Origin of the sequence: uncultured Dokdonia sp. (assembly GCF_947492815.1) — a bacterium.
In the GTDB taxonomy this organism is placed as follows: domain Bacteria; phylum Bacteroidota; class Bacteroidia; order Flavobacteriales; family Flavobacteriaceae; genus Dokdonia.
In genome coordinates, this window is record NZ_CANLOB010000052.1 from 1 (window position 1) to 7,755 (window position 7,755).

The window sequence follows — 7,755 nt, forward strand, 5'->3', positions numbered from 1 at the left end:
GGTGTCAAAAATGTAGAATTCTTCCTCTTTAGATTAACTAGAATATTTGCATAAACACAACAATTGGTCTTGATCCTGGATCACCCACATTGAGGTCGTATAGAAACATATAGAAAAAAAAAAGCTTCTCTTAATTGAGAAGCTTTTGAGAGCCGATGGAGGGACTCGAACCCACGACCTGCTGATTACAAATCAGCTGCTCTAGCCAGCTGAGCTACATCGGCATTGCGGCTGCAAATATAAAATAGAATCTCATATTTGCAACAACTTTTTTAAAAAATTTTTACAATTTATTGATACGATCTACAAGTCCTGTTGCTTTTTCCTCAAGCTCAGCACGTACCGATCCTAAATGTTTTTTTCTGTTTTCTACTTTTCTATCATTTACCTTTTCAATAAGCGTATCAAATGTTGCTATTGCATCATCAATTACTGCTTCCCCTTTTGCTGCATCACCTTCTGGATTCAATGCTTCCCAAACGTAAACAGCATCAATGATATCGCCTAATACAAAATTGATATCTTTCTTTAAATCTCTAATATTTGCCATAATCTATTATTTGGTGCAAAATTAAGATAATTTAAAGCGTTTTACAGATAAACTTCAAGAAATTTAGCACCTACACCTTCCAATGTAACAGAAGTACAATCGGCTGGGAGTAAAAGCGTTTCTCCAAGTCGTAATTTGTAGGTGTTCTCTTGATGTGAACATTCCATTTCTCCAGCTACCATCATAAGTACTGTAAAGCTATCTGTACGATCTATTATATAAGGAGTATCGTCTAATAGGGTAATATCTGTTTTAAAAAAGGGACAGTGTTTTAATTCTTGTGACCCTACAGTTGTAGGATTATGTTCTAGGATATATCCATCGGGGTTAGTGTAATTTAATGCCTTACGGGCATGCTCTATATGTAAATCACGTAATGTACCGTCTGGTTGCTTGCGATTGTAATCATACACCCGGTATGTAATATCTGATGTTTGTTGAATTTCTGCAAGTACCACTCCTTTTCCTATGGCATGAATCAAACCTGCACTAATAAAAAAAGAATCACCCGCTTTTACATCTAAATATTGAAGGTTGTCATTTACAGTTCCATTAGTAACAGAAGCATCAAATTTTTCTGGTGTCATTTCTCCCTCAAAACCAATAATGAGTTGTGCGCCTGGATCTGCTTTAAGAATATACCACATTTCAGTTTTTCCTTTGCCATTATGTAAGGCTTCAGCAAGTGTATCATCTGGATGTAATTGTACAGATAAATCGTCTGCGGCGTCAATATATTTAATAAGTAACGGGAATTTTTCACCAAAACGCTCTACGACAGATGTTCCTAAAACCGCTTTCGCGAAAGCGGACATCAACTCCCCTAATGTTTTCCCTTTAAGCGCTCCGTTAGCAACGACACTTTGACCATTAGGAAGGTCTGCGATTTCCCAGCTTTCGCCGAAAGGCAAATCTTTATCTGTTTTAGATAAAAATGTTTTGAGTTGTTGTCCTCCCCATATTTTTTCTTTTAATATAGGTGTAAATTGAATTGGATACCAGTTAGTTAAACTCATTAAGTAGTTGTTTTATAATTTGGAGTGCTTTGGGTAAAAATAAACAACTATTTGTTATTTTCCAATATGCAATTGCACGTTAACATACTGATTATCTTAGTTTTTAAGCATTAGAAGTTGTACACGTAACTTAATATTCTTAATACCTGTGTATCATTCACCTTTATATATAACAAAATTACGTGGTGTTTCATACAAGGTGATGGTAAGCTCAAATTTTGAATCGAGCATAGGTTTCATCTTATTATAAATCACTACTGCAATATTCTCAACAGTAGGATTTAAATCTTTAAATTCAGGAACTTCTACATTCAGGTTTTTATGATCAAAGGCGTCTTCTACTTCAGATTTAATAAGATCTTTTACGATTTTCAAATCTATTAAATAGCCTGTCTCCTGGTCTATTTCTCCTGTAATTCCAACAATCAATTCGTAATTATGACCATGAAAATTAGGGTTGCTACATTTTCCAAAAATTGCATCGTTCTTAGTGTCGTCCCAGTCTTTTCTGTACAATCTATGAGCTGCATTAAAATGTGCGCGTCTGTTTACAGTAATTCTCATGACTCTAAGTGAGAGTAAAATCGTTCAAAAATAATTTTAAACCAAGCAGTGTACTCTTCAGGATGCTCTTGAATGTCATCTTTTACATCTTCTAATGGCATCCATTTCCAAGAGGCAACTTCATCCTCATTGATTGCAGGTTCTCCGTTATAAGATCCTAATAAAATATGATCTAGTTCATGTTCTGTAAGACCATTATCAAAAGGAGCTTTATAAATAAAGGATGTTGTTTCTTTAAGCGGAACTACAAAGCCCATTTCTTCCTGTAATCTTCTAGTACCTGCTGCTATATTATCTTCTCCATCTCTTTGATGGCTACAACATGTATTTGTCCATAAACCCGGAGAATGATATTTATGTAAAGCTCTTTGTTGAAGCATGAGTTCGTTTTTATCATTAAATATAAAAACAGAAAAAGCGCGATGTAATACTGCTTTTTCATGAGCTTCCATTTTTGGCATTAAGCCTATTTGATTATCCTGTTCGTCTACCAGAATGACAAGTTCTTCTTTCATATACAATGTAAAAGTACAAAATAGAGAATTTATTACAGAAAAAAAGCGCTCTTAATAAGAACGCTTTTTAAAATAGACGTGAATAAGCTTTATCTATCCCCCAATATAATAAATTCACTACGCCTATTATCTTGATGTGCAGCTTCGCTACACGCAACATTATTTGTACATTCATTTACAGGACTAGATTCTCCATATCCTCTTCCTGTTAAACGTGATCTACTTATTCCTTTATCAACCAACCATTGTATCGTAGCATCGTTCCTGTTTTGTGATAAACGCTGATTGTATGAATCATTTCCTCTACTATCTGTATGTGATCTTACGTCAATACGCATGGTAGGGTATTCCTCTAGTACAACTAAAACTTTAGCTAACTCTTCGGCAGCATCTGGTCGAATATTAAACCTATCAAAATCGAAATAAATTGGATTTAAATTCAATATATCTGAGAGGTCTTTTCCTGGTTCTAAAGGTTTGTTTTTCTTTTCTAATTGTAATAATGCTTCCAATTCTGCTGAAGTAGCTGGAATTGTAATTATTCTTTCTTCAGGTATATATCCTTCTTTTTCTGCTCTTACAAGCATTTCTTTATCACAACTTGGATCAAAAGAGAAAGTGGCATTAGCATCTGTTACAGATGTTCCAAATACGTTTTTATTAGTATCATATAAGGTTACAGTCACATTGTTTATTTTTTCTCCTGTGTCTTTATCTGTAACAAGACCATTTAATAGAATAATACATGGTGGCTCAAGTGGCTTAAGGCGTTCTAATTTATAGATATCATCATTTCCAGCTTCATTATTTCTATTTGATGATAGAAAACCAATGTTTGATGTGGTATTAATTATAAAAGAGAAATCATCTTTAGAGGTATTTACAGGCTCTCCAAGATTTATAATCTCAGTTGCTTCTCCATTTTCCCCTAGAGTCGTTTTGAAAATATCTAATCCGCCTAAGCCTAAATGACCATTTGAGGCAAAATACAGGTCATTTTCTTGACTAATAAAAGGATATGATTCTCTACCTTCTGTATTAATTTCATTTCCTAGATTTACTGGCGCACTATACGTTCCATCACTTTGTATGGTTACATACCAAAGATCTGCATTCCCAAATGTACCTGGCATATCTGAAGAAAAATAAAGTCTTTTTTCATCTGGACTCAAAGATGGGTGTGCAATCGTATAATCATTACTAGAAAAAGGAAGTTCTTCTATATTACCCCATCTACCTTTATCATTCTTAACTGCTTTATATATTTTCAGTTTATTTGTTCCGTCTATATCATCTCTATATACCCCATTATTATAATTATTACGGGTAAAGTATACCGTATTACCATCTTTTGTAAATGTAGGCGTACTCTCATGAAAAGGACTATTTATACTTTTATTAAATTTCTTTGCATCTTTATATGTAACTTCATCATTAGAGACCATTTCTAGAGGCACTTCGTATAGATCTAAAAAAGGTTGACCATTCCATTTATGGATTCTTTTTACAAAATCGCCTGTGTCTTTTGCTGAAGAGAAAATGAGTTTATCGTTATAAAAAGCAGTACCAAAATCAGAGTATCCAGAATTTATTGAGGTTTCTGTAACTTGATAAGTATTCTTATTTTTTTCAATACTTCTTAGATAGTCTGGATCTTCACTAAAAAGAAGTGCTCTCTTATCATTGGATTTTAAGTCTTTAAAACGTGTCATGATTTCATCAGAACGTTTATAATTTTTTGTTCCTTTCAGAGAGATCGCATATCTAAAGTAAGTTTCTGCTTCTATATTATCGGCATACTTTTCGATAAGTTTTCCATACCAAATTTGCGCTTTTTCATAAGATGCATTTAAATAATAACTATCGCCTAATCTTTTGTATAGATCTGCAGATTCATAACCTTTGTCCGCTACTTTTTGATATACATTTTGAGCATTTACATAGTTATAGTTATCAAAGCCTTTATTTCCTTTAGAAATTTTACTTTCTTGAGCTGTTGTAATGACAGGGGTAGATAAAATAAATAAGAGAATAAAGTATTTTTTCATGGTTCTAATATATTAGAAGAATCTAGGTGTTAATAACCTATCATATTCGTTAAATAATTCAAATCGTAAGAATATTTCAAAACTTCCATCATTAAATGTCGTGTCTCCTAAATCTGTTGTCTCACGATCATATGCAAGACCTATTAACATACTGTCTGATACTTGAAAACCTGCTAGACCACTCCAAGCTGCATCCCATCGGTAAGCTGCTCCTAAATGAAGCTTTTCTAATAATAAAAAGTTGGCTGTAACGTCTACTTGTAACGGTGCCCCTGCAACTGCTTTTATCAACGTGCTTGGCTTAAACTTTACTTGATCGGAAAGATCAAAAGTATATCCTAGTATACCATAGTAGTTAATACGCTCTTCAGCTACAAAACTAGAGCCATTTGAATTATTGCTCTCATCAAAGTGATCTGTTTGTATTAAATTAGGGGCACTTAAGCCAGCATAAAAACGATCTGTATGATAATAAACTCCTGCTCCAATTATTGGAGAAATCTTATTATCTATATTTTGAGCAAAACGAGGATCTGTAGGGTCAAAAAGATTTAATCGTGTAAAGTCAACATCTAGGATATGTCCTCCTCCTTTTAATCCAAAACTAAGTTTTCCTTTATCTGAAGTGTCTATTGTGTAGCTAAAATCTACTCCAATATACGTCTCTTGAGAAGGGCCTAAGGCATCGTTTACAATAGACAATCCTAATCCTACTTTACTTTCTGAAATAGGAGAATGAATACTTAAACTTTGTGTACGAGGAGCTCCATCTAAACCAACCCACTGGCTACGATGTAAACCTACAATACTTGTAACTCCTCTGTTACCAGCATAAGCTGGATTAATAGCCACCGTATTATAAATATACTGTGAGTATTGAGGATCCTGTTGTGCTGAACTATTGAAAGTAATAAACACAAAATAGATAAGACACCCTATTGTTAAATGCTTCATTTTTTTTACAACTTTTACAAATACTTCTACTATAGTATTTATATGATTATTTTTTTTTAATTCTGAGTACGCTTTCGCGAAAGCGTACTCAGATACACTTTTATATATTATCGATTAAGATATAGATACCCAGCTTGTTGCCTAGTTTCTCCATCATCATTTACAAAACGAAGGATATAATAGTAAGTTCCAACTGGAAGTTCTTTTCCTCTATTTATGGTTGCTCTTCCTTGTGAAACTCCTCTAAATGAATCTTCATCATTATTTACATATCCTTCTCTGTAATATACTTCTACACCCCATCTATTAAAGATCTGAACTGAGTTATCTGGGAATCTGTCAATACCACGTATGATAAATGTATCGTTAGAATTATCACCATCTGGTGTTACTCCATTAAATACTTCAACATCTTCTTCATTAAGTACTCCTGTAATGATCGTTACTGTTGGATCATCTGGTTCTCCATCTTCTTCTAAATCTACATTTGCAGTTTCTGTTGGATCATCAGAAAGATCTGTCACTTCGTTTCCATTTTCATCTTCTCCAGTTACAGTTGCCTGATTAATAACAATCAATGCTTCTATATCTTGTTCTGTTAAGATATATGTGGCAGTAAAGGTTGTAGTATCCATTTCTCCTGGAAGTAAATCAATCGGTCCTCCTTCTACAGTTACTAATGGGTCATCTATTGTAATATTAAATAGAGGAACATTTCCTGTATTTGTTACTTTAAATGTATACTGAATAAGCTCTCCTTCTTGTGTGAATTCATCACCATTAAGATCTACGATTTCTCCAGTTTTTTCTAACTCAAGACTTCCTTGAGGTAGCATTGTTACTGTTTCATCATCTTCTAAGTTGGTATCATCATCAGAAATATCTGTTACTTCATCTCCATTTGGATCTTCTCCAGTAGCAATTGCTTGATTCACTACTTCTCCATCAATAAGATCTTGTTCAGTAATCGTATATGTAGCAGTACAACTTGTTGTGTCAATCTCTCCAGGTGCTAATGTTGGTATTGTACAAACTACACCTCCTAATAATGGATCATCAACCTCAATGTTAGTAACTGTTACATTACCTGTATTCTCAACAGTGAATGTATAGGTAATCGTCTCTCCTACTTGCGCAAATCCATCTCCATCTTCATCATTAAATACACCCATTTTAATTAAAGATATACTACCTCCTTGTGGGAGTATTGTAATGGTTGTATCATCTTCTACTGGACTATCATCATCAGACTCATCAGACACATCGTCTCCATTAGGATCTTGACCTGTTGCGATTGCTTGATTTACAACTTCTCCAGCATCAATATTTGCCTGTGTAATTGTATACTCTCCAGTGTACGTAGTACTATCAGTATCACCTGGTTCTAACACTGCAATTGGTCCTCCATTTAATACTAACCCTGTTAATGGATCTGTAATGATAATGTTTGTCACTGTTACGTTTCCAGTATTAGTCACTATGAATGTATAACTAATTGTCTCTCCTACTTGTGCAATACCATCACCATTCTCGTCATTAAAGATTCCAGTTTTGATTAATGCTATACCTGCATCTTGACAAACACCAATTACTGTTGGATCATCTTCTAAGATACTGTTGTCATCAGATAGATCACTTACTAGGTTTCCATTTGTATCTGTTCCCTCTGCTGTTGCTTGGTTTATAACTTCACCATCATCAATATTAGCTTGAGTAACTAAATAATCACCTGTGTAAGTCCAAGTCTCATCTATATCTAATTCTCCATCTGTATCTAAATCACCATCTACAAATGTAATTCCTGGAATAAGGATATCTGTTACTAAAATATCTGATAGAGTTATATTCCCTTCATTAGTTACAGTAAATGTATACGTAATTGTCTCATCAATATCTGTACATCCATCTCCATTTTCGTCATTTAACACACCAACCTTGATAATAGCTATCGCAGCATTTTGACAGATCTCTGTTATCGTTGGATCATCTTCTAAGATACTGTTGTCATCAGATAGATCACTTACCATTGTGCCTTCTGGTGCTACACCAGTTGCTGTTGCTTGGTTTGTAAACTGACCTGCGTCAATATCATCCTGAGTAATTGCATA

General features: G+C 34.0%; 7 protein-coding genes and 1 tRNA gene. All 8 read right to left on the minus strand.

Going from position 1 to position 7,755, the window contains the following annotated elements:
• Nucleotides 1-150: 150 nt before the first annotated feature.
• A tRNA-Thr gene (locus tag Q1A01_RS23290) sits at nucleotides 151-224 on the minus strand.
• A 59-nt stretch (nucleotides 225-283) separates the two neighbouring features.
• Nucleotides 284-550: a hypothetical protein gene (locus Q1A01_RS23295; RefSeq protein WP_299685882.1), complete on the minus strand. Its 267-nt coding sequence runs from the start codon at nucleotides 548-550 to the stop codon at nucleotides 284-286.
• A 41-nt stretch (nucleotides 551-591) separates the two neighbouring features.
• Nucleotides 592-1,566, minus strand: coding sequence for a type I phosphomannose isomerase catalytic subunit (locus tag Q1A01_RS23300; protein WP_299685885.1), 975 nt, complete (start codon nucleotides 1,564-1,566; stop codon nucleotides 592-594).
• Between the two features lie 153 nt (nucleotides 1,567-1,719).
• On the minus strand, nucleotides 1,720-2,130 hold the full coding sequence (locus Q1A01_RS23305; protein ID WP_299685888.1) for a 6-carboxytetrahydropterin synthase: 411 nt from the start codon (nucleotides 2,128-2,130) through the stop codon (nucleotides 1,720-1,722).
• Nucleotides 2,127-2,645, minus strand: coding sequence for an isopentenyl-diphosphate Delta-isomerase (idi, locus tag Q1A01_RS23310; protein WP_299685891.1), 519 nt, complete (start codon nucleotides 2,643-2,645; stop codon nucleotides 2,127-2,129). The genes Q1A01_RS23305 and idi overlap by 4 nt, the downstream gene beginning before the upstream one ends.
• An 89-nt stretch (nucleotides 2,646-2,734) precedes the next feature.
• A complete protein-coding gene (locus tag Q1A01_RS23315; RefSeq protein ID WP_299685894.1) occupies nucleotides 2,735-4,693 on the minus strand; it encodes an OmpA family protein in 1,959 nt (652 codons plus the stop codon).
• A 12-nt stretch (nucleotides 4,694-4,705) separates the two neighbouring features.
• Nucleotides 4,706-5,647, minus strand: coding sequence for a type IX secretion system membrane protein PorP/SprF (locus Q1A01_RS23320; protein WP_299685897.1), 942 nt, complete (start codon nucleotides 5,645-5,647; stop codon nucleotides 4,706-4,708).
• Nucleotides 5,648-5,754: 107 nt separating this feature from the next.
• On the minus strand, nucleotides 5,755-7,755 hold a 2,001-nt coding region (locus Q1A01_RS23325), incomplete at its 5' end, for a gliding motility-associated C-terminal domain-containing protein (protein WP_299685900.1).